This window comes from Janthinobacterium kumbetense (genome assembly GCF_023703445.1).
Lineage (GTDB): Bacteria > Pseudomonadota > Gammaproteobacteria > Burkholderiales > Burkholderiaceae_D > Janthinobacterium > Janthinobacterium kumbetense.
On sequence record NZ_JAMQGR010000013.1, the window covers coordinates 15136 to 35971 of the forward strand.

21 protein-coding genes are annotated in these 20836 nt (G+C 61.9%); 10 read left to right on the forward strand and 11 right to left on the reverse strand.

Features of this window, described 5'->3' with window-relative positions; translation table 11 throughout:
- Positions 1–36: 36 nt before the first annotated feature.
- The 6 genes from fabG to NCG91_RS24490 form a co-directional block, all read right to left on the reverse strand.
- Positions 37–780, reverse strand: a complete 744-nt coding sequence (gene fabG, locus NCG91_RS24465; protein ID WP_251351579.1) for a 3-oxoacyl-ACP reductase FabG — start codon at positions 778–780, stop codon at positions 37–39.
- Between the two features lie 49 nt (positions 781–829).
- A complete protein-coding gene (gene fabD / locus NCG91_RS24470; protein ID WP_035820249.1) occupies positions 830–1771 on the reverse strand; it encodes an ACP S-malonyltransferase in 942 nt (313 codons plus the stop codon).
- A gap of 32 nt (positions 1772–1803) precedes the next feature.
- Complete coding sequence (locus NCG91_RS24475; protein WP_251351580.1) at positions 1804–2802, reverse strand: beta-ketoacyl-ACP synthase III; 999 nt, start codon at positions 2800–2802, stop codon at positions 1804–1806.
- A gap of 15 nt (positions 2803–2817) precedes the next feature.
- Entirely contained in the window at positions 2818–3885 is a 1068-nt protein-coding gene (gene plsX, locus NCG91_RS24480; protein WP_034779241.1) for a phosphate acyltransferase PlsX, read from the reverse strand.
- Positions 3886–4095: 210 nt separating this feature from the next.
- The gene (gene rpmF / locus NCG91_RS24485) at positions 4096–4278 is read right to left on the reverse strand and encodes a 50S ribosomal protein L32 (protein WP_034749653.1); all 183 of its coding nucleotides are present in this window, start codon (positions 4276–4278) and stop codon (positions 4096–4098) included.
- A 330-nt stretch (positions 4279–4608) separates the two neighbouring features.
- Positions 4609–5106: a YceD family protein gene (locus NCG91_RS24490; protein WP_099667258.1), complete on the reverse strand. Its 498-nt coding sequence runs from the start codon at positions 5104–5106 to the stop codon at positions 4609–4611.
- Between the two features lie 223 nt (positions 5107–5329).
- On the opposite strand from NCG91_RS24490, the gene NCG91_RS24495 reads away from it, so the two are divergent.
- The gene (locus NCG91_RS24495; RefSeq protein WP_251351581.1) at positions 5330–5938 is read left to right on the forward strand and encodes a Maf-like protein; all 609 of its coding nucleotides are present in this window, start codon (positions 5330–5332) and stop codon (positions 5936–5938) included.
- 18 nt (positions 5939–5956) lie between these two features.
- Positions 5957–6706: an SAM-dependent methyltransferase gene (locus NCG91_RS24500; protein ID WP_251351582.1), complete on the forward strand. Its 750-nt coding sequence runs from the start codon at positions 5957–5959 to the stop codon at positions 6704–6706.
- A 76-nt stretch (positions 6707–6782) separates the two neighbouring features.
- On the opposite strand, the gene NCG91_RS24505 is transcribed toward NCG91_RS24500, so the two are convergent.
- Positions 6783–7700, reverse strand: coding sequence for a 23S rRNA (adenine(2030)-N(6))-methyltransferase RlmJ (locus tag NCG91_RS24505; protein ID WP_070255356.1), 918 nt, complete (start codon positions 7698–7700; stop codon positions 6783–6785).
- Between NCG91_RS24505 and NCG91_RS24510 the strand changes: the two genes are divergently transcribed.
- Together NCG91_RS24510 and NCG91_RS24515 are read left to right on the forward strand one after the other, a co-directional pair.
- Complete coding sequence (locus tag NCG91_RS24510) at positions 7644–7925, forward strand: hypothetical protein (RefSeq protein WP_171984907.1); 282 nt, start codon at positions 7644–7646, stop codon at positions 7923–7925. The genes NCG91_RS24505 and NCG91_RS24510 overlap by 57 nt on opposite strands.
- 52 nt (positions 7926–7977) lie before the next feature.
- Positions 7978–8409 carry a thioredoxin family protein gene (locus NCG91_RS24515; protein ID WP_099667255.1) on the forward strand — a complete coding sequence of 144 codons (432 nt, stop codon included), beginning with the start codon at positions 7978–7980 and terminating at the stop codon, positions 8407–8409.
- Between the two features lie 2 nt (positions 8410–8411).
- On the opposite strand, the gene NCG91_RS24520 is transcribed toward NCG91_RS24515, so the two are convergent.
- Positions 8412–10694 (reverse strand): xanthine dehydrogenase family protein molybdopterin-binding subunit, encoded by a 2283-nt coding sequence (locus NCG91_RS24520; RefSeq protein WP_251351583.1) that lies wholly within the window; start codon positions 10692–10694, stop codon positions 8412–8414.
- Between the two features lie 10 nt (positions 10695–10704).
- Complete coding sequence (locus tag NCG91_RS24525) at positions 10705–13842, reverse strand: EAL domain-containing protein (protein WP_251351584.1); 3138 nt, start codon at positions 13840–13842, stop codon at positions 10705–10707.
- A 259-nt stretch (positions 13843–14101) separates the two neighbouring features.
- On the opposite strand from NCG91_RS24525, the gene NCG91_RS24530 reads away from it, so the two are divergent.
- On the forward strand, positions 14102–14608 hold the full coding sequence (locus NCG91_RS24530) for a DUF1993 domain-containing protein (RefSeq protein ID WP_251351585.1): 507 nt from the start codon (positions 14102–14104) through the stop codon (positions 14606–14608).
- Between the two features lie 79 nt (positions 14609–14687).
- Here NCG91_RS24530 and NCG91_RS24535 read toward each other — a convergent pair whose 3' ends face one another.
- On the reverse strand, positions 14688–14882 hold the full coding sequence (locus NCG91_RS24535) for a DUF1289 domain-containing protein (RefSeq protein ID WP_034779267.1): 195 nt from the start codon (positions 14880–14882) through the stop codon (positions 14688–14690).
- Positions 14882–15454, reverse strand: a complete 573-nt coding sequence (locus NCG91_RS24540) for a DUF1415 domain-containing protein (RefSeq protein WP_099667253.1) — start codon at positions 15452–15454, stop codon at positions 14882–14884. Before NCG91_RS24540 ends, NCG91_RS24535 begins: the two co-directional genes overlap by 1 nt.
- 338 nt (positions 15455–15792) lie before the next feature.
- Between NCG91_RS24540 and NCG91_RS24545 the strand changes: the two genes are divergently transcribed.
- The 5 genes from NCG91_RS24545 to NCG91_RS24565 all read left to right on the forward strand — a co-directional run bounded on the left by NCG91_RS24545 (position 15793) and on the right by NCG91_RS24565 (position 20764).
- Positions 15793–17205 (forward strand): transglycosylase SLT domain-containing protein, encoded by a 1413-nt coding sequence (locus NCG91_RS24545; RefSeq protein WP_034779271.1) that lies wholly within the window; start codon positions 15793–15795, stop codon positions 17203–17205.
- Between the two features lie 102 nt (positions 17206–17307).
- On the forward strand, positions 17308–18096 hold the full coding sequence (fabI, locus tag NCG91_RS24550; protein WP_099667252.1) for an enoyl-ACP reductase FabI: 789 nt from the start codon (positions 17308–17310) through the stop codon (positions 18094–18096).
- A gap of 72 nt (positions 18097–18168) precedes the next feature.
- Positions 18169–18447: a hypothetical protein gene (locus NCG91_RS24555; RefSeq protein WP_251351586.1), complete on the forward strand. Its 279-nt coding sequence runs from the start codon at positions 18169–18171 to the stop codon at positions 18445–18447.
- A 5-nt stretch (positions 18448–18452) separates the two neighbouring features.
- Positions 18453–18974, forward strand: coding sequence for a helix-turn-helix transcriptional regulator (locus NCG91_RS24560; RefSeq protein WP_251351587.1), 522 nt, complete (start codon positions 18453–18455; stop codon positions 18972–18974).
- 383 nt (positions 18975–19357) lie between these two features.
- Positions 19358–20764: a DEAD/DEAH box helicase gene (locus tag NCG91_RS24565; protein ID WP_071322891.1), complete on the forward strand. Its 1407-nt coding sequence runs from the start codon at positions 19358–19360 to the stop codon at positions 20762–20764.
- Positions 20765–20836 lie beyond the last annotated feature (72 nt).

Below are 20836 nucleotides of genomic sequence, written 5' to 3' on the forward strand. Positions count from 1 at the left end.
TCATGCCACAAACGCCCGCCCTGTCTACCTTTCACATCAATTCATGTACATTCCGCCGTTCACGTGCAGGGTCGTGCCCGTGATATACGCCGCTTGCGGCGAGGCCAAAAAGGCCACGGCCGCTGCCACGTCTTCCGGTTTGCCCAGGCGGGACAGGGGAATTTGCGTCAACAGGGCCGCATGCTGCTCTTCGCTCAGAGCCTTGGTCATGTCGGTATCGATGAAGCCTGGGGCGATGCAGTTCACGGTAATGTTGCGGCTGCCGATTTCGCGCGCCAAGGCGCGGCTCATGCCTTCCACGCCGGCCTTGGCCGCCGCGTAATTCATTTGCCCCGGATTACCCGACGAAGCCACGACCGACGTGATGTTGATGATACGCCCAGTTTTGGCTTTCATCATGCCACGCAGCACGGCGCGCGACAGGCGGCCCACGGCCGACAGGTTCGTCGAGATGACGCTGTCCCACTCTTCATCCTTCATGCGCATGGCCAGCTGGTCTTGCGTGATGCCCGCGTTGTTGACGAGGATCGACAGGCTGCCGTAGGTTTTCTGCACTTCCTCGACGACGGCCGCGCAGCGCGCCGCATCGGTCACGTTCAGGACCAGGCCCTTGCCTGCCACGCCTTCGGCGGCCAGGTAATCGGTGATCGCTTGCGCGCCGCTTTCCGAGGTGGCGGTGCCGACCACGGTGGCGCCCTGCTTGCCCAGTTCGGTGGCGATGGCGCGGCCGATGCCGCGCGAGGCGCCCGTGACCAGCACGACTTGATTTGCTAAATTCATGAGTATCCTTAAATGCAACCGCGGCAGGCAGCCTGCCGCGATCTGATGTTTATTTGAGCTGCGTCAAAATGCGTTCCAGCGAAGCTTGGTCGACGATGGCGTCGCCCACCAGCACCGGGTCGATGCGCTTGGCCAGGCCCATCAGGACCTTGCCCGGACCGCATTCGATCACTTGCGTGATGCCATCCGCGGCAACCTTTTGCATGGTTTCCACCCAGCGCACGGGGCTGGCCGCCTGGCGCACCAGCGCATCCTTGATGCCGGCCACGTCGTTGACGATGGCCACGTCGACGTTGTTGATCAGGGCGATCTGCGGCGCGGAAAAAGTCAGGCCGGCCATGTATTCGCGCAAGCGGTCCGACGCGGGCTTCAGCAACGACGAATGGAAAGGTGCGGAGACGGGCAGTTTCATGGCGCGCTTGGCGCCCTTGGCCTTGGCCAGTTCGCATGCGCGCTCGACCGCAGCCGTGTGGCCGGCGATGACGACTTGCGCTGGCGCATTGAAATTGACGGGCTCGACCACCAGGGCCGGGTTTTCCGCCGCCGCTTCCGCACAGGCGGCGCGCACGTCGTCATCCGACAGGCCCAGCACGACAGCCATCGTGCCCTGCCCGACGGGCACGGCTTCCTGCATGGCTTGCGCGCGGAAACGCACGAGCGGCACGGCATCCTTGAAGGAAATGACGCCGGCGGCGACCAGCGCCGAGTATTCACCGAGACTGTGACCGGCCACGACCGTCGGCACGGGGCCGCCGGCCGCCAGCCAGGCGCGGTAGAAGGCCACGGCCGCCGTCAGCATCACCGGTTGCGTGTTGGTGGTGAGATCCAGTTCTTCCTTCGGACCTTCGGCGATCAGCTTGCCCAGGTCGAATTGCAGGGCGTCCGACGCTTCGGCGACGGTCTGCGCAACCACGGGGTTGCCGGCGAAACCGTCGAGCATCGCAATCGCTTGCGAGCCTTGGCCTGGGAAAACAAATGCAAATTGTGTCATGTCGACTCCGTTTTTTTAATAATGTTGCGGGATTACATGCGCGCCAGCACGGCGCCCCAGGTAAAGCCGCCGCCCACGCCTTCCATCATGACGTTGTCGCCCTTCTTGACGCGACCGTCGCGCACGGCGATGTCGAGCGCCAGCGGAATCGAGGCGGCCGAGGTGTTGCCATGCTGGTCGACGGTGACGACCATCTTGTCCAGCGGCAAGCCGAGTTTCTTGGCCGTGCTGTTCATGATGCGGATGTTCGCCTGGTGCGGGATCAGCCAGTCGATCTGGTCCGAGGTCATGTTGGCATGTTCCAGGGCTTCGTGCGCGACTTTTTCCAGTACGGACACGGCCAGCTTGAACACGGCAGGGCCATCCATGTACAGGAAGGCGCTGCCGTCCAGCGCGCCGCCAGCCAGGCTGCCCGGCACGCTGAGGATGTTCGAGTGGCGGCCGTCCGCGTGCAGCTTGGTGGCCAGGATGCCCGGCTCTTTCGATGCCGTCATGACGATGGCGCCGGCGCCGTCGCCGAACAGCACGCAAGTGCCGCGGTCGTCGAAATTGAGGATGCGCGAAAACACTTCGGCGCCGATCACCAGCACGTTCTTGTGCATGCCCGACTGGATGAAGCTGTCGGCCGTGGCCACCGCATACACGAAACCGCTGCAGACGGCTTGCACGTCGACGGCGGCGCAGTTATTCGTGATGCCCAGCTTGTTTTGCACGATGCAGGCCGTGCTGGGGAAGCTGCCGAAGAAATCGGGGGTCGAGCTGGCGACGATGATCAGGTCCAGGTCGTTGCCGTTCAGGCCAGCCATTTCCAGGGCCTTTTTGGCCGCTTCCACGCCCAGGTCCGAGGAGTTTTGCGTCGGCGCTGCATAATGGCGCGCCGAAATGCCGCTGCGCGACACGATCCATTCATCCGACGTCTCGATGCCCTTGGCGGCGAGCTGTTCGGTCAGATCCTGGTTGGTGACGCGCTTCTCCGGCAAGTAGCTGCCGGTACCGATAATTTTGCTGTAAGTTTTGCTAAAAACAGTCATGCAAATACCCGTCCACTAAATGGTAGAGCTTGTTGATGTAGGTTCGTCCGGTACTGGCGTGCGCGGCATCAGCTCGGCGATCAGGCTGGCCAGGTGCGCTTGCACGTCATTTTTTGCCGCATCAAAGGCGCGGCGCAAGGCCCATTCGAAGGAATAGGCATCGGCGCTGCCATGGCTCTTGAAGACGAGACCACGCAAGCCCAGCAGGCTGGCGCCGTTGTAACGCGATGGATTCAAGCGGTTGCCGATGGCTTTCAGGGCCCCGCGGGCGATCAGCGCGCCCAGCATGGTAATCGGATTGCGCTTGAATTCGGAAGTGAGCACGTCTTTCATGAAGCGCGCCAGGCCCTCGATGGCTTTCAGGGTGACATTGCCGACAAAACCGTCGCAGACGACGATATCGGTCGTGCCCTTGAAGATATCGTTGCCTTCCACGTTGCCGTAGAAGTTCAGCGCGCCACGCTCGTGGTCGGCCTGCAGCAGCTTCGAGGTGAGTTTCACCACTTCATTGCCCTTGATATCTTCCGTGCCCACGTTCAGCAAGCCGATCGTGGGGCGTGCGATGCCTTCCATGGCGGACACGAGCACGGAACCCATGATGGCGAACTGGTGCAAGTGATGCGGTTCGCAATCGACGTTGGCGCCCAGGTCCAGCATGTAGGTGGGGCCGTTCTTTTGATTCGGCAAGATGCTGCAGATGGCCGGGCGGTCGACGCCGGACATGGTTTTCAATACATAGCGCGACACGGCCATCAAGGCTGCCGTATTACCGGCGGAAACGGAGGCTTGCGCCACGCCATTCTTGACCTGTTCGATGGCCACGCGCATGGAGGAATCCTTCTTGCGGCGCAAGGCCACTTCCAGGGGATCGTCCATGGTAACTTGTTCGGAGGCATGCAATACCGACAGGCGCGGATGCGTGTCGGCTTTATGTTTTTTCAATTCGGCACGGATCACGTCTTCCAATCCAACAAGGATCAGTTCGGCTTCAGGCTCATGTTTTACGAAGGAAATTGCTGCGGGGATAGTGACTGAGGGACCGTGATCTCCGCCCATGCAGTCGATAGAAATTTTGATTGTCATTTGTGTTGATTCAATACCGCTGCGGGCGTGCGGCAAGATGTGAATCGGACTGGAGCATATGCAGGGCGCAGCATGTCATGCACCGCCTGAGCAAGCTTGATTCAAAATGACGGGTGCGCAAGATGAATTGCAGCCGATAAAAAAGAAGAAGCGGCGCCACGCCGAATAACCACGCAACACCGCTTTCATCTTACCCAACAAAAACGTCGATTACTCGTCGTTTTTGGTCTTCAACACTTTACGGCCACGATAGAAGCCGTTAGGGCTGATATGGTGACGCATGTGTGTTTCGCCGGTAACTGGCTCGACGCTCAATTGCGGCGCGACCAGGAAGTCGTGCGAACGGTGCATGCCGCGCTTGGAAGGGGTTTTCTTGTTCTGTTGAACTGCCATGATGACTCCTAATACATAAGTTCTAAAATTTTAGCACAATCGATTAGCAAATACATGCGAATCGAGTATCCCAGCGGCAAAGACTACCCGAAAATAGCCCGGACCGACATCGTTTATTACAATTACATTTCACTACACTTGCCATACTCGATTACTACACGCGTTTGACACGTTCTTTACTGGAAGCATAAAAAACCTGCTGCGCGTCCCGCTATCGCCTTGGCGGCGCTCAGTACTTCCGTACGCTTGCGCTACTCAAGACGATATTGGGCCGCTCGCTACGGTTTCTGAGGCCCCCTACAAACTACCACTACTACTTATTCTCTTAACTTATTCTGGCTTCAAGTCTTTGAGTGCCGCGAACGGCGACTTCTTTTCAGTCTTGAGAGCATCGAGCTGCGCCGTATCGGGGCAGACGTCGTGTTTGGGTACCTGCGGCAGGGCCAGCAAGGCTTCATCTTCGATCAGGGCCGCGGCATCCATGCTGCGACTGCCGACGATCACGTCGATCGTTTCATCGTTGATGATTTCTTCGATCTCGTCCGCGTGCTCGTCATCCTTGCCCAGCATCAGAACAGTCGAAGAATCTATCGCGTAAGCATACGGAGTCAGGCAGCGCTGGCAAACCAGCTGAACGGTGCCGTTGACCGACAAGGTCAGTTGCGGGTAGCCCAGCTTGCTGGTGCCGCCGACGATCTTCCAGGCGATCTCGCCGGAATTATCTGCACAATCCTTGGTCAACCGGGTCATTTCAGCGACAGGAGTTACACCCTCGCGGCTCCCGCTGATACGACAAAAATCAAAGGCGTCGATCACAAAAGCATTCATTGGTAGAAAATTTCCCCGGAAAACCTGCGATAATAACAGGGTTTTTAGCACGGAGTCAAAGGCTAAGCATCTTTTTTGACGCAATCATTGCCATAAACATGACAACTTCATTAACACCGTCATGCCGCATGGAGCCTCAGTCAGGGGCTCTGCGCCCTGGAATTTGCGTGAAATTCCACTGACATCGACCAGCGCGGCCATGCCGGCCGCCACCCACTACCGAATGATACCAACTTCCGCCCCATTGCGCTTGATTCTTGCATCGAGTTCGACCTACCGCAAGGAATTGCTGGAACGCCTGCGCCTGCCTTTCGAAGTCGCCGTGCCCGATCTCGACGAAAGCCCCCTGCCAGGCGAAAGCCCCAGCGCCACGGCCCTGCGCCTGGCCCAGGCCAAGGCGCAGGCCGTGCTCGACCGCCATCCTGGCAGCCTCGTCATCGGCTCCGACCAGGTCGCCACCCTCGATGGCGCGCAGATCGGCAAGCCCGGCAACCATGCGAATGCCCTGCTGCAACTGCAAACCATGCGCGGACGCCAGACCGTGTTCCACACGGCACTATGCCTGCTGGACGGGCGCCAGGCGGTGCCTGTGGCGCAGGTGGAAGATGTCCAGACCCTCGTCACCGTGCGCGACTTGCCCGATGCGGAACTGGACGCCTACCTGCGCATCGAGCAGCCCTATGATTGCGCCGGCAGCGCCAAGAACGAAGGCCTGGGCATCGCCCTGCTCGAACGCATCGCCACCACCGACCCGACCGCCCTCACCGGCTTGCCGCTGATCGCCCTCACCGGCATGCTGCGCAAGGCGGGCGTGGCATTTTTCACCCTTTAATTTACCGACAATAAGAATATGACCGGCACCCTGTACCTGATTCCCAACCACCTCGGCCTGTCCGACAGCCCGGCCGACCCGCTGGCCCACATCATTCCAGAGCAAGTACGGCAGATCACGTCGCAGCTCGATTATTTCGTTGCGGAAAACGCCAAGACGGCGCGCGCCTTCCTGAAATTGATCGGCAACCAGCATCCGCTGGCCAAGCCGCTGCAGGAAATCACGATTTCCGAACTCAACGTGAATACCCCGGCGCAAGCGCTGGCCGGCTTGCTGGCGCCCCTGCTGGCGGGGCGCGACGCGGGCCTCGTGTCGGAAGCGGGCGTGCCCGCCGTGGCCGACCCCGGCGCCGACCTGGTGCGCCTGGCGCATCAGCACGGCATTAAAGTGCGTCCGCTGGTGGGTCCGTCGTCGATCCTGCTGGCCGTGATGGCCAGCGGCTTGAACGGCCAGAGCTTCGCCTTCAACGGCTACCTGCCCACGGACGCGGCCCTGCGCGCCAAGCGCATCAAGGAACTGGAAGGGCGTTCGCGCAATGAAAAGCAGACCCAGCTGTTCATCGAAACGCCGTACCGCAACGCCGCCATGCTCGACGCCCTCGTGGCGCAATGCGCGCCATCGACCCTGATCTGCGTCGCCACCGACCTGAGCCTGGACACGGAAAGCGTGCAAACGTGGAATGGCGGACAGTGGAAGAAACAATTGGCTGCCGGCAAGGCGCCTGACTTCCACAAGAAACCGACCGTGTTCTTGCTGCTGGGACAGTAAACTCCCGCCCATAAAAAACGCCACGGGTGTATTGCCCGTGGCGTTTTTTATTACAGTACTACCAAGACAAGCAGGATTACACTCTTCTGGTGCCCGTATTCTTCTGTCCGCCCTTGCCCGTTTCCAATACAAACTTGGCGCCGTCGTCGCGGCCCAATACCTTCACCAGGTACGGCATGACTTCGCGCAACATCGGCTCCAGCGTGTATGGCGGGTTCAAGATGAACATGCCGCTGCTGTGCAAGCCGAAGCCGTCCGGCGACGGGGTGTTCACCGTCAGGGTCACGTGCAGCCAGTCCGAGCTGGGCAGTTGCTTCAGCTTGTCGGCGAACTGGCGCGATTCCATGCGCTGCAGTACCGGGTACCAGACGGCATACATGCCCGACGGGAAGCGCACGAGGGCGTCGGCCAGGGTGTCCTTGACCTTGCGGTAATCCATCTTGTCTTCATACGGCGGGTCGATCAGCACCAGCGCGCGGCGCGATGGCGGCGGCAGCAGGGCTTTCAAGCTCTGGAAACCGTCCGCCTTGGTGATGATGACGCGCTTGCCGCGCACGGTAGGACGCTCGCCCTGGGCCAGCGCATGCGCCTCGACCTTGCGGAAGTTGTCGGCCAGAATCTTGGCGTCGGCGGGATGCAGCTCGAACAGGCGCAGACGGTCTTGCTCGCGGCTGACCTTGTCGGCGCAGTACGGCGAACCCGGGTAGTAGCGCATCTTGCCGCTCGGATTCATTTCCTTGATCAGCTTCATGTACTCGGCCAGCGAGGCCGGCAAGTCCGTGCGGTCCCACAGGGGCGCGATGCCCGTTTCGTACTCGGCATTTTTCGACGCATAGCCGCCGTCGAGCGCATACACGCCCGCGCCGGAATGGGTATCGATATAACTATAGGCGGTATCTTTTTGATTCAGATATTGCAACAACTGAATCTGCACATAATGTTTCAACACATCGGCGTGATTACCCGCGTGAAAGGCGTGGCGGTAACTCAACATAAGCTGGCTAATTCCATAATAAAAATAAATAAAGGCGGGAGCGCTGACACCGGGCAGGGCATGAAAACAGACTGGAGGGGTCAGGCTGCGGGGCCAGGAAACAGCATGGACCAGCGTAATCAGCGCGCAATTACCAGCATTATCCACCAGAAAGGTGCGTTGCATCAAAAAACACGGATAAACAAGCTCATGCATTCCCGCGACTGGCGTCGCCGGGCGCGGTAGAATACGCGCATCGGGCGCCCGGCGCCCATCGCCCTACTGAATAGATACGACCATGCACAGCCTGACCCTCACGACCGATAACCGCGCCGACGTCGCGGCAGCCCTGGCCGGCCCGCGCTGGACGGTGGCCTGCCTGTGCGCGCTGTGGTGCGGCACCTGCGGCAGCTACCGCGCCACGTTCGAGGAACTGGCCGCGCGCCACCCGGACACCGTCTTCGTCTGGGTCGACATCGAAGACCAGGCCGACGTGGTGGGCGACCTCGACATTGACAACTTCCCCACCCTGCTGATCCAGCACGACGACAACGTGGCCTTCTTCGGCACCGTGCTGCCCGACGGCGGCCTGGCGCACCGCATGGTGCAGGCGCAGCAGGCGCTCAGCGCGCAGGAACTGGCGGCGCTGGCCGGCAGCACGCAGGAGCGGCGCGACTGGCAGCGCGACTGCAACTTGCGCCACATGCTGGCCGCGACACTCGATCAGTAAGATCAGCCCAGGCGCAGCGGCAGGCTGCGCAGCCGTTTTCCCGTCAAGCTGAACACGGCATTGGCCACGGCCGGCGCGATCGGCGGCGTGCCCGGCTCGCCCACGCCTTCCGGGTGCTCGGCGCTGGCGATGATCACGGTTTCCACCTCGGGCGTTTGCCCCATGCGCAGCACGGGATAATCGTGGAAGTTGCTTTGCTCCACTTTGCCTTCCTGGAACGTGATTTCGCCGCCCAGCGCCGCGGACAGGCCGAACAGCACGGCCGACTCCATCTGCTGGGCGATGATGTTCGGATTGACGGCGATGCCGCAATCGATGGCGCACACCACGCGCTGCACGCGAATTTCTCCATTTTCCACGGATACCTGCGCCACTTGCGCGACGATGCTGCCGAACGACTGGTGCAGGGCCACGCCATGCGCATGGCTAGGCGGAGGACTGCCCGCCCTGGCAACGGCCGCATCGAGCACGGCCAGGTGGCGCGGATGTTTCACCAGCATGGCGCGGCGGAAGGCGACGCCGTCCTGCCCCGCCGCGTGCGCCAGTTCGTCGATAAAGCTTTCCTTGAAGAATGCATTGTGCGAATGCCCCACGGAGCGCCAATAGCCTACCGGCACGGCACTGTCGGCGATCACGTGGGCGATGCGCTGGTTGGCGATTTCATACGGCATGTCGAATTCGCCTTCGGCCGTCGTCTTGTCCGGCCCCGCACCGGGCAAGCCGAAATTGCGCTGCAAGAACTGGTGCGTGATGGAAGCGCTGACGGATTTATTGTCCCAGGACGCGATGCGTCCGTGCTCGTCGAGGCGGGCCGCGAAGCGGGCCAGCGCGGCGGGACGGTACATATCGTGCCTGGTGTCCTGTTCGCGCGTCCACACCAGCTGCACGGGCGCGCCGCCGCACTGCAGTGCGATGGCCACGGCCTGGGCGATCATATCCACTTCCAGGCGGCGGCCGAAACCGCCGCCGAGCAGCAGCACCTCGATCGTCACATCCTTCGCATCGACGCCGGCCACCTTCGCCGCCACGTCGACGGCGATGCCGGGCGCCTGCGTCGACACCCACAGCATCACCTTGCCATCCTTGACTTGCGCGGTGCAGTTGACGGGCTCCATGGCGGCATGCGCGAGGAACGGCGCGCGGTACTCGGCCTTGACGCTGCGCAAACCCTGCACGGCCTTGCTTTCCACCTCGCCGCTGGCGTGGTACGCATGGCCCGCCTCGCTGTCGAGCAGGCGGGCAAACTCCGCATACACGCCGGCGCTGGACAGGTTCGCCTGCGGACCGGCCCTCCACTGCGTCGGCAAGGCGGCGGCCGCCTGTTTCGCGCGCCACCAGGTGTCGGCCACCACGGCGGCGCACGAGGTGACCGACGTGCCGCGCTGTGGCAGGTGCGGCGTCAAGTCCACCACCTTTTTCACGCCCGGCATGGCGAGTATGGGCGCCGCGTCAAACGCGGCCAGGGTGTCGCCCAGGCGCGGCGGCAGATGCAGGGCCGCATACAGCATGCCGGGCGGGCGCGCATCGATGCCGAAACGCGCGCTGCCATTGACTTTGGACGGCGTGTCGCGGCGCGGCGCCGGCTGGCCGATCAGCTTGAAATCCTTGGGGGATTTGAGCACGGGCGTGCCCGGGTCGACGCCGGCGGCGTGCTGCGCCAGGCTGGCGTAGCTGGCGCGCCGGCCATCCGGGTGCAGCACTGCGCCATTTTCTGTGCGGCACTGCGCAGCCGGCACCTGCCACAACGCGGCGGCGGCCCCCACCAGCATGGCGCGTGCCGACGCACCCGCTTCGCGCATGGGACCCCAGCCATCCTTCACGCTCGACGAGCCGCCCGTGACGACCACGCCCAGTTCGCGCGCCGCCTTGGCCACCGTCCACTGCGCCAGCGCCTTCAGGCGGCCCTGGTCGTCCGGGTGGAACGGCAGGCTATCCTTGAGCATGGCGACATTACCGAAGATCTTGTCCATGGGCGCCTGGATCAGCTTGACGCTGCTCAAAGGCACGTCGAGTTCCTCGGCCACCAGCATCGGCAAGGCCGTGTGCACGCCCTGCCCCATCTCGCTGCGCGGCATGGCCAGGGTCACCGTGCCGTCCGTGCCTATGGCCAGCCAGCCGTTCAGGGCCACGGCGCCATCCTGCAGCGGCAGCGGCGCGCTGCCATGCAGGCGCTGGCGCGGCGGCAGCACGCCCCAGCCCAGCACCAGGGCGCCCACGCCGGCCACGCCGAGACCCAGACCGCCGAGCAGGAAACGGCGGCGCGACGTGTTTTTTTCTCCGGCCATGGGATACCCTTTAATTGGTTAGTGGTTGATCCAGCGGATCGGTCCAGCGCTCCAGCATATCCTGTGCCAGCACCGGACGGCTATAAAAATAACCTTGCGCCAGCTTGCAGCCATGGCGCAGCAGGAAGGCGGCCTGCTCTTCCGTCTCCACGCCTTCGGCAATCACGGACAATTGCATGCTCTTGCCCAGCTGGATGATGGCGATCGCGATCGCCTCGTCGTTGACGTCCGTCGAGATATCCTTGATGAAGGAGCGGTCGATCTTCAGCGTCTGCACGGGCAACTGCTTCAGATACGCGAGCGAGGAATAGCCGGTGCCGAAATCGTCGATGGCCAGGCCCACGCCGATGGCGTGCAAATCGTTGATGAAGCCCAGCGCGTCGCCCGTGTTCATGATCACCGATTCCGTCACTTCCAGCTGCAGGCGCTGCGGCTCCAGGCCCGTTTCCGTCAGGATGTCGGCCACCATGCCGGCGATGCTGCCCCGCTCGAACTGTTTTACGGACAGATTCACGGCCATCTTCGGCACGTGCAAGCCCTGCGCCTGCCAGCGCATCATCTGGCGGCACGCCTCGTCGAGCACCCATTTGCCCAGCTGGTTGATGAAACCGCTGTCCTCGGCCAGCGGAATGAAGCGGGCCGGCGGCACCAGGCCCAGTTCCGGATGGTTCCAGCGTACCAGCGCCTCGACGCCGACCAGGCGGCCCGTGTCGATTTCCACCTGCGGCTGGTAATTCAGAAACATCTCGTTTTTCTCGATCGAACGACGCAAAAAGGTTTCCAGGCGCAGGCGCTCGACGCCTTCGCCCGTCATCGACGGCGCATAGAAGCGGTAGCCGTTGCGCCCGCGCGCCTTGGCCTGGTACATGGCCACGTCGGCATTGCGGATCAACATGTTCAAGTCCAGCGCATCGTCCGGATACAGGCTGATGCCCACGCTGCAGGTGACGAACAGTTCATGGTCGGCCACCGTGAAGGGCTGGTCGAACATGGTCATCAACTTTTCCGCCACTTGCGTCGCACCGTACTCGCCGTCGACGCGTTCGAGCAGGACGATGAATTCATCGCCGCCCAGGCGCGCCAGGGTGTCGCCTTCGCGCAGGCGGGCCGCCAGCTGGCCGGCCACCTTTTGCAGCAATTCGTCGCCCACATGGTGGCCCAGGGTGTCATTGACGTTCTTGAAGCGGTCCAGGTCGATGAACAGCACGGCCAGCTGCTCCTGGTCGCGCGCGGCGCGCAGCAAGGCGTGCTGCAGGCGGTCGTGGAACAGCAGGCGGTTCGGCAGCGCCGTCAGCGGGTCGTGGTGGGCCATGTGGTCGAGCTTTTCCTGCGACTCCTTGATCAGGGTGATGTCGCTGAACACGCCCACGTAATGCGTGGTGGTGGCGTGCGTGTCGCGCACGGCGCTGATGGTCAGCCACTCCAGGTACAGTTCGCCGTTCTTGCGCTGGTGCCAGATTTCGCCGCGCCAGAAACCGCTGGCCTTCAGCTCATCCCACATGGCCTGGTAAAACGCCGCGTCGTGGCGCGCCGAGCGTGTCAGCGACGAGTGCTGACCCACCGCCTCGGCCTCGGCATAGCCGGTGATCTGCGTGAAGGCGGGATTGACGGTGACGATGATGCCGCTGGCATCGACCACCATCACGCCGTCGGCGATATGTTCGAGCACGGTGGCCGACAGGCGCAGCTTTTCCTCGGCTTCCTTGCGCGCCGTGATGTCGGCATACACCCAGATGCTGCCTTCATTGGGGCGCAGCGGATCGAGCGCGCAGCCGCTGACCAGCGCCCAGAACAGGCTGCCGTCGCGCCGCTTGTACTGGCGCTCCTCGCTGAAATCGCCGCCCTGGGCCAGCGCCGGATACTGGCGCTCGCCCGCGTCCTCGAAGTCATACGCACTCGCAAACACGATGGACGTCGAACGGCCCGTCATCTCGGCATGGTCGTAGCCGAACAGCTCCTCGCAGCGGCGATTGACGGAAATGATACGGCGGTGGCGCACGAACATCACGCCGAACATCACGTTGTCGAGAATCGCGCTCTGCTCCGTCAGCAGCGCTTCGATGCGCATCTCGTGGTGCTTGCGCTGGCTGATGTCGGCAATGATGCCGTCGACCCAGATAACGCCCTGCTCGCCCGCCTGCGGCTGGCCATTCTCGGCTACCCAGCGTTCGATGCCGAAAGCGTCGATGATGCGGTATTCCAGCGCATATGGACGCACCTCGGCCACCGCCTGGCGCACGGCGCGGCGGTGCTCGCGGCGGTCTTCCGGGCAGATCAGGTCGGCCCAGGCATGCGTGGTGCCGCGCATGAACTGGCGCGCCGAATAGCCGGAAATTTCCTCGATGGCGTCGCTGACGAAGTCGATGGGGCCGTCGGGCCGGTAGCGGAAGACGGCGCCCGGCACCTGCGTGACGATGGTGCGGAAACGCTCTTCGCGCTGGCCCACGTCCTCGAACAGCTGGCCGATGGCCGCGCGCATTTGCTCGAGCTGGGCCGTCAGGCGCCCCAGTTCGTCATTGCTGTGCGAAGCCAGGGGCGTGTCGAAATCGCCGTGCGACAGGCGGTCGGAAAAGCGCGTCAGGCGGCGCAGGGGTTTCAACAGGCGGCGGTTCAGGAACAGCACGATCAGCGCCATCGACACGGCCAACTGTGCGCCCAGCACGAAAATATAGGAGATCTGCTTTTCGCGCAGCTCCTGCTGGCTGCGCGCATCGTCCATTTCGACGACGACGTGACCGATGCGTTCGCCGCGCACGAGGATGTCGCGCTCGGCGCGGTACAGATTGCCCACGGGGCGTTGCGGCGCCCGCAGGCGGATGAATTCCGTGTCGCCCTGCCCCAGCACCTTCACCAGCAGCACGGAGCGGTCGCGCATCACCGACTCGACCAGCGAGTGGGCCGATTCCGCATTCATGTTCCACAGCGACTCCTGCATGCCCAGCGCCAGGATGTCGGCATTGCGCTGCAAGGCCTCGTTCAGGCTGGTGCGCGCCGACTGGCGCTCATGCACGCCGACCAGCACGTAGCTGCCGAAGATGGCGGGCACGACCAATCCGCCAAAGACCACCAACAGCAAGGCGCCATAGATCGACGAGCCATACAGCACGCGCAGGCTGGCGCGCAGGCGCTGAGAAGGTGAATTAAACATGCGGCGACAGGGCAACAGGGATCAGGCGGGCGATCATTGACTTTACAGGGGAATCGGGTGGCGAGGCGGGACGAATCTTTATCAGGAGCAATTATGCATGCAAAAAGCGGGAAAAGTCACCAACAAACACGCGCCGGCGGCTACCTGATGTCATATAAACAGGGTTGAAAAACCACACGCATGCCGGCGCGCCAGGCCGGCGCCAGCAGAAAAGCGCGCAGCTTGCTATCATCGCGCCACTTTACCTAGAGGAACCATCATGACCTTCTCCATCTACTCCGCTTCGATCCCCGTCTTCAAACAGATCCTGGGCAGCCTGGCCGCCATCCTGGACAAAGCGGAAACGCACACGCAAGACAAGAAAATCGACCCGAACGCCCTGCTGCAATTCCGCTTGTTCCCGGACATGCTGCCGTTCGTGCGCCAGATCCAGATCGCCACCGACTTCGCCAAGGGCTGCGGCGCGCGCCTGGCCGGCGTGGCCGTGCCGCCGTATGAAGACAGCGAACAGAGCTTTGCAGAGCTGAAGGCGCGCATCGTGAAAACCATCGCCTTCCTGGAAAGCCTGCCGCAAGCGGACATCGACGGCAGCGAAACGCGCGCCATCACCACCGGCAGCGGCGAAAAGACCAAGCACTTCACGGGCCAGACCTACCTGTTCCACTACGCGCTGCCGCACTTCTTCTTCCACGCGACGACGGCGTACGACATCCTGCGTCACAATGGCATCGAAGTGGGCAAGAAGGATTTTATTGGTAGTTATTAATCGTTAGCGCTGAAATATGGGGTCAGATCCGTCGGGTCTGACCCCAGCATTTGCCGTTGGGTTCGGCAACACAAACACGTCAAGTATTCCGGCGCGGATACCCTTGCGCCAGGATGCGCACCCACACCACTTCCTTCTCTTCATCCGTCATCGACACCCAGTGGGCCACTTCCACCACGCTGCGGCCGCAGCCGCGGCAGATTTCATCGAACGTCGTCGAGCACACGGCCACGCAGGGCGTATCGGGACGCGGCGGCAATTCCTTGTCCGCCATCAGGATACCTTCGGCAAGCCGAGCTTTTCCCAGCCTTCAGTGCCCAGCGCTTCCAGTGTGGCAATATTCTTGTCGAAAATTTCCGATGCTTCCGGGAATGCCTCGACGGCGCGCTCGATGCTGTCTTCGCGCAGCAAATGCAGGGTCGGGTACGGCGAACGGTTGGTGTAGTTGCTGATGTCGTCCTCGAACGTCTCGGCAAACTGATAGGCAGGGTGAAAACTGGCCACTTGCAGTTCGCCCGCCAGGTGCATGTCTTCCACGGCCGCGTCGGCCACATCGAGGAACTCGTTGTAGTCGAGGAAATCGTTCAGGGTATATGGATGGATCAGCAAGGTCGTGTCGATCTGCTCGGGATCCGTGTCGGCCAGGATTTGCAGCTCGTCCATCAGCAGCGCCAGCAAATCTTCCGGATTGCTCGATTCGCACACCACGTAGCGGATTTGCTTCTTGACGTGCACGGCCTTGGCGAACGGGCACAGATTCAGGCCGATCACGGCCTTTTCCAGCCAGGCAACGGTATTGGCGATGATGACGGCGTTGTCGTCGTCGTGGCGCGTCGGGGTGTTCATATACTTAACTCTCTATCAATATGGCGGCCGGCAGCCGAATGGCCGGCCAAAGCCAAATTGTACGCACTTTTGCGCAGCCTCATGCCCGGCGCTGTCCAAGCTTGCGCCAGCCTCTTCGCCATGTATGCTATAACAGCGGCCGAATCACGCATTGGGCAAATTAAATTTGCAATAATGACAGCATTTGCGAATGGAAACTCAGCCGTATCCCACTTATTGCCGCTTATTTCCTGTCATCATGCTGACATAATTCTTGACTCCTGCATGTGGATATACGTACACTCGCTGCTTGATCATGGGTCTGTCCGATGTTTCTCCGACGACAACAATGGAACACTATGCACGAAAACTCCTTTAAATCTACCGTCCTGGCGGCGTTGGCACTGGCGCTTGCGCCCGCCCTCAGCCAGGCGTACGAAGCCGGTGTTGAGAGCGATAACGCGCCAGTCGCCGCCGCCGCACCTGCCCTGATCCCGATGACCGCCCAGGTCACGGCGAAACTCCCCACCCTCGACAACCGCCTGCAAAAGACCGACCGCCTGCTGAAAAACCTCAGCGACAATTCCGATCCGCTGCGCGAAGCCGACGTCTGGGGTCGCATCCGCAGCGGCTATGCGATTCCCGACATCAACAACCAGCTGGTGGCCAATCACGTCAACTGGTACGCCACCCGCCCCGACTACATCGCCCGCACGACGGCGCGCGCTTCGCGCTACATCTTCCACGTGGTGCAGGAACTGGAAAAGCGCGGCATGCCGACGGAACTGGCCTTGCTGCCATTCATCGAGTCCGCCTTCAACCCGCAAGCGTTCTCCAGCGCCAATGCGGCCGGCATGTGGCAATTCGTGCCCGCCACGGGACGCGATTTCAACCTCAAGCAAAACATGTTCAAGGACGAGCGCCGCGGCGTGCTGGCCTCGACCGATGCGGCCCTGACGTACCTGCAGCGCCTGTATGACATGTTTGGCGACTGGCAACTGGCCCTGGCCGCCTACAACTGGGGCGAAGGCTCGGTGCAGCGCGCCATCAAGAAAAACCAGGCGCTGGGCAAGCCGACCGACTTCGAAAGCCTGGCCGACCTGATGCCGGCCGAAACGCGCAACTACGTGCCCAAGCTGCAAGCGGTGAAAAACATCATCGCCAATCCGGCCCAGTTCGGCCTGACCCTGCCCGTGGTCGACAACCAGCCCTACTTCACGGCCATCGACAAGACCAGCGACATCGACATCACCGTCGCCGCCCAGCTGGCCGAACTGTCGATGGATGAATTCAAGGCCTTGAATCCGCAATTTAACCGCCCCGTCATCATCGGCGGCGAAAAGACCAAGATTCTGTTGCCACAGGAAAACGCCGCCAAGTTCACCACCAACCTGGCGCAATGGGGCCATGCCTTGTCCAGCTGGACGACGCACAAGATCACCAATGCGCGCGAACGCATCGAAACCCTGGCGTCGAAATTCGGCACCACGGCCGACGTGCTGCGCCAGGCCAACAATATTCCGCAGCGCACCAGCCTGCGCGCCGGCTCCACCATCCTCGTGCCGAAAACCTCGGCCACGATGAACAAGGACATCACCCAGGAAATCGCCGACAGCGCCACCATGCTGCTGGAAGCGGACCGTCCGGAACGGGCCGCCAAGGCACTGCGCCGCGCCGCCAAGGGAGGCAAGGTGCAAGCCGCGCCAATTTCCTTGGTGAAACCACGCATCCAGCGCGGCGGCGGCAACAGTCGCGCCAAGGCCCGTCACTGATCGCCTGAGCTGTATTGACCTACCTCACCGGCCGCCACAGCCTTGCTGTCGCGGCCGGTTGCACATCCGCCTAACCGCCCACCTACCCAGACAGGAGTCGTCATGGCTTTCTTGCAAGGCAAAAAAATCCTCATCACGGGCTTGCTGTCGAACCGTTCCATCGCCTACGGCATCGCCAAGGCTTGCCACCGCGAAGGCGCCACCCTCGCCTTCACCTATGTGGGCGAACGCTTCAAGGAGCGCATCACGGAATTTGCGGCGGAATTCGGCAGCGAACTGGTCTTCGACTGCGACGTGTCCAGCGATGAACAGATCAGCGCCGTCTTCAGCGACCTGGCGCAGCACTGGGAACACCTCGATGGCCTCGTACACGCCATCGGCTTTGCGCCGCGCGAAGCGATCGCCGGCGACTTCCTCGACGGCCTGTCGCGCGACAGTTTCCGCATCGCCCACGACATTTCCGCCTACAGCTTTCCCGCCATGGCCAAGGCCGCCCTGCCCCTGCTGCATCCGGGCGCCTGCGTATTGACCCTGACCTACCTGGGCGCCGTGCGCGCCGTGCCCTACTACAACACCATGGGCCTGGCCAAGGCATCGCTGGAAGCGTCCGTGCGCTACCTGGCCGAATCGCTGGGCCCGCGCGGCATCCGCGCCAACGGCATCTCGGCCGGCCCCATCAAGACCCTGGCCGCTTCCGGCATCAAGGATTTCAGCAAGCTGCTGGGCTTTGTGGCCGAACACGCCCCGCTGCGGCGCAACGTCACCATCGAGGAAGTGGGCAACACGGCCGCCTTCCTGCTGTCCGACCTGGCTTCCGGCATCACGGGCGAAATTACCTACGTCGATGGCGGCTTTTCGCAAGTGATGGCCGTCAATCCCGAAGTAGAGTAATGCGGTGGCAGCCGATACTCTGCGGTTGTCACTTGACAACCATAGAATATCGACCTACATTGGAGGCATCGCATGGCGCGCTCCCCGCACCCGAAGAAGGACATCGAAGCGGCGCTGCGCCACGCGGAAAACCAGGGCTGGCGCGTGGAGGTGGGTGGCAGCCATGCCTGGGGCAAGATCTACTGCCCCTACAACGATGCCAGCTGCCGCTGCGGCGAATTCTGCATCGCCTGCATCTGGAGCACGCCGAAAAATCCCGGCAACCATGCGCAGGCGATACGGCGGGTGGTCGACAATTGCACTTTCAATAAGCTGATACACGACTGCATGCAACGCAAATCCAGGGGGTAGCCATCATGGATTACATCTTTACTCTCAAATACCGCCTGCCCGACAACGAAACCGACCTCGATGCGCTGGCCGAGCGCCTGGGCGGCGGCGGTTGCGATGACGCGCTGGCCGGCATCGGGCAAGCGGGCCGCCTGGCGCTGGAATTCACGCGCGAGGCCAGCAATGCCAGCGAAGCGCTGCTGAGCGCCATGGCCGATGTGAAAGCCATCGTGCCCGGGGCCGTGCTGGCCGAGGCCGCCCCCGACTTCGTGGGACTGACGGACGTGGCACAAGTGCTGGGCTTGTCTCGCCAAAACCTGCACAAGCTGATGCACAAACACCGCCACAGCTTCCCCGCGCCCGTGCATGAGGGCAGCGCCACCATCTGGCACCTGGCCGACGTGCTGGCCTGGCTGCAGGCCAAGGGGACTTACCAGCTGGAACGCAGCCTGGTCGACGTGGCGCAAGCGGCCCGGCAAATCAACCTGGCCAGGGAAACGCGACAGGCGCCGCCGCTGCCCGCCGACCTCATGGCCATGCTCCATTAAACGGAAGAAAACTACGTATTCTTACTGATTTCACATAGGAAACATGAGCAAAACGTGGTAGGACTGTCGTTTCTTCCCATTTAAGCCGTGCAAAACGGCAGCAAATACGGTATAGTGTCGTTGTGCGCTGCAATATGTTTCCTTGAAGCGATGGCAACACCGCAGTTACATGCACTACAAACTTAGCAGCTTCGCAAGCCTTAGCGCATCCACAGGATGCCGCTTAATAAAGCCCTCCCGCCTTGTGTGTCGCACCTGACACCGTCCCGGCGCAAAGCTTTTGTGCCGAAATTTCTTTCTAGTTGAGTCATTTCGTTTTGGTTGGCGTTGCTATTTTGCGTTCTGCTTTTTGCAAGAACGCTGATTTTCACGAAAGAAAAAGAATGACATTTGAATCCTTAGGCCTGCATCCGTCCATCCTCGCCGCTCTGACCGAATCGGGCTACACCGCGCCAACCGCGGTACAGTCGCAAGCGATTCCAGCCGCGATCGAAGGCCGTGACCTGCTGGTCTCGTCGCAGACCGGTTCGGGCAAGACCGCAGCATTCATGCTGCCGTCGCTGCACAAACTGGCCAGCGCCGAACAAAGCGCCGCCGGCAAGACGCCAAACCAGGAAATGCAAGCATCGCGCGCCCGCGGCGAGCGTCCACGCTTCAAGGCTGCCCAGCCAAAAATGCTGGTGCTGACGCCGACGCGCGAACTGGCCCTGCAAGTAACCACCAACACCGACAAGTACAGCACCGGCATCCGCCGCATCAAGGCTGTGTCGATCCTGGGCGGCATGCCTTACCCTAAACAGATGCAATTGCTGGCCAAGAATCCCGAGATTCTGGTCGCGACCCCTGGCCGTTTGATCGACCACATGGACTCGGGCAAGATCGACTTCTCGCAACTGGAAATCCTGGTGCTGGACGAAGCCGACCGCATGCTGGACATGGGTTTCATCGACGACATCGAAAAGATCGTCGAAGCGACGCCGGAAGGCCGTCAAACCATGCTGTTCTCGGCAACGCTGGATGGCGTGGTCGGCAACATGGCCCGCCGCATCACAAAAAACCCGCTGGTCATCCAAGTGGCAAGCTCGAGCAACAAGCATGAAAACATCACGCAGCGCGTCCACTTCGTCGACGACCTGTCGCACAAGAATCGCCTGCTGGACCACCTGCTGCGCGACGAAACCTTGGACCAGGCTGTTGTGTTCACCGCCACCAAGCGTGACGCCGACACCATCGCCGACCGTCTGAACATCGCCGGTTTCTCGGCTGCCGCCTTGCACGGCGACATGCATCAGGGCGCGCGTAACCGCACCCTGGACGGCATGCGCCGCGGCCAGGTCAAAGTGCTGGTTGCCACCGACGTTGCCGCCCGCGGTATCGACGTGCCAACGATCACCCACGTGTTCAACTACGATCTGCCGAAGTTCCCGGAAGACTACGTCCACCGCATCGGCCGTACCGGCCGCGCTGGCCGCAATGGCCTGGCCATCTCGCTGGTGAACCACGCTGAAGGCATGAACGTCAAGCGCATCGAACGCTTCACCAAGCAATTGATCCCGGTCAATGTCATCGAAGGTTTCGAGCCAAAGAAAACGGCATCGGCACCACGTTCGAGCGCCCGTCCAGGCGGCTGGAAACCAGGCGACAACCGTGGCGGCGCGAAGCCAGGCCAACGCACGTTCAGCAAGCCAGGCGCACCGCGTAAAGACGGCGCACCAAGCACCGGCGGCGGCTACAAGGGTTCGAACCCGCGCAGCACCGACGGCGCACGCCGCAGCTACGGCGACCGTTAATCACGGTTTGCCATTGCCTCTAGGCATGTAATGAAAAACGGCCACCAGATCGCTCTGGTGGCCGTTTTTTTA